Genomic DNA, 619 nt, shown 5'->3' with positions numbered 1-619 from the left:
GTATGCGGGTTTCGCCCGGCAGCCAGGCACCGTCATGTCTCCGATCGAGAGCCCGGCCTTTCTTCAGCATGCCGAACTGCTGGCCGAGTTGGCCTTTAAGCACCGCCTGCCGGCGGTCTATGCATTCTCCCGGCATGTTCCGGCGGGTGGCCTGTGCGCCTACGGCTTTGCAACGAAGTACCTCCTGACCCGGCCCGCCTACTACGTCTCGCGCATCCTGCGCGGCGCCAAGCCCGGCGATCTTCCGGTCGAGCTGCCCAGCACCTACGAGCTCTCCATCAATATGAAGACGGCCAGCGCCATGGGCTTGGCGGTCAGCCCGCACCTCCGATTGCGTGCTAGTGAGCTGGTGTCGTAAAGGAGGCGGCTGGCTTGAACGATCGACGTAGGAGGCGACTGCATCTGGCGCTCGGTCACCAGATCAAGAGCGAGTTCGGATTTTGGACTCGTGGACGTCTCCCTTGTCGACTCGAAGGACCGGGTTGGAATCGGCCAAAGGGCTGCCGATGGCGGGCATCGAGACGGCACGCAAGCTGCCGGATGAGACCTTGCCGTCGAACGGGCTTATGGTTAGATCACTGACGTGGATCAACAGCCGTGGCGCGGGGCGCCCGAGAAT

At 63.3% G+C, this 619-nt stretch carries 1 protein-coding gene; it reads left to right on the top strand.

The window, feature by feature from the left end; all coding sequences use genetic code 11:
* A partial coding sequence (locus ACXJ3V_RS20365) for an ABC transporter substrate binding protein (protein ID WP_457102175.1) occupies window positions 1-358 on the top strand: 358 nt, incomplete at its 5' end.
* Window positions 359-619: the final 261 nt, after the last annotated feature.

It is taken from the genome of Microbacterium sp. P5_E9 (assembly GCF_054049175.1).
This window is presented reverse-complemented; position numbering and strand designations above follow the sequence as displayed.